Source organism: Enterobacter cloacae complex sp. GF14B, from assembly GCF_004136805.1.
Classification (GTDB): domain Bacteria; phylum Pseudomonadota; class Gammaproteobacteria; order Enterobacterales; family Enterobacteriaceae; genus Enterobacter; species Enterobacter hormaechei_C.
Map to the genome: position 1 here is coordinate 1 of NZ_QFRV01000336.1, position 1,013 is coordinate 1,013.

General features: G+C 41.8%; 1 protein-coding gene. It reads left to right on the forward strand.

Annotation, left to right across the window (positions count from 1 at the left end; genetic code table 11):
• Positions 1-191: hypothetical protein (locus DD606_RS26290; RefSeq protein WP_219824252.1), on the forward strand; the 191-nt coding region annotated here is incomplete at its 5' end.
• Positions 192-1,013 lie beyond the last annotated feature (822 nt).

Sequence of the window (1,013 nt, forward strand, 5' to 3'; positions counted from 1 at the left end):
AGGTGGTCTGCAATGAACATGGTTTTGTAACAACAAGCGCTATGGCTTTAATATATGAAAACTTTGATCTTGCAAATTATTTTCCATGTAGAAATTTCTTTGAAGATTTGATTTTTACTGAGGGGTTTGATGCTTATACAAGTGTGTCACATGAATATGGTAAATTCTTGGTGAATACTAGGGGTTCATAACTAATATAGAAAGTGTTGAACCAATGTTGAGAATTATGCTAATGGGGAGGATTACCCATCACTCATAAGCTTGCATCAAGATGGGCCATGTAGTTGCATCATGGTATCATTTCCGAGGCTGCAAAACTATATCAACCAATGCTTCAAAGGTAGGGGCTAGTTGGTTAGTTTAGGAGAGGAGGCAAGGGTTCCTATTCATGCATTGGATGGAAAAGAGGATGATGGGATGGGTTTAGAAAACCTTTATTATCTCTCTTTGTCTCTCTCTCTCTCCTTCTCACTCTCTGCATACGCACCGCATCCGCCCACTCACAATTGGTATCAAAGCCATGGTGACCACGGAGAGCATGACGGCTTTGAGAGCCTCGAGACGATAGCTCACTCACTCTCGGCGGTGGAGAGATTAAGAAAGCTTGGAAGCTTTGTGAGAATGCAATGGGAGCTTGTGAGCTCAGTTGAGAGTGATGTATGCTCTTGTGGAAGCTCAGAAAGGAGTGTGGAAGATTGTGTGTAAGTAAAGGTGCTGCCCTAAAAACTGTGTGCACAGCAACACTGTCTTCAGATTCATTTTTCTCCTTGTAGAATGCAAATATGAGAATTCTGTTTCTGCTACCCATCCGTTTCGACGTGGTCTACAACTTTGCAAAAGAATTTTTTCGCAAATTCCTCACCGTTTTGCTAATATTCACCTCAGACTGACTGTATACAGAAATTGCAGGTTTTTTGTTTTCGTATAGTGTGCGAGTTTGATGCACTTTTGGAAGCACGAAAGATGCTCCAAGTGGGTGCGTAAATTCTGAGCTAGAGAGCTTGTGGTTTGAG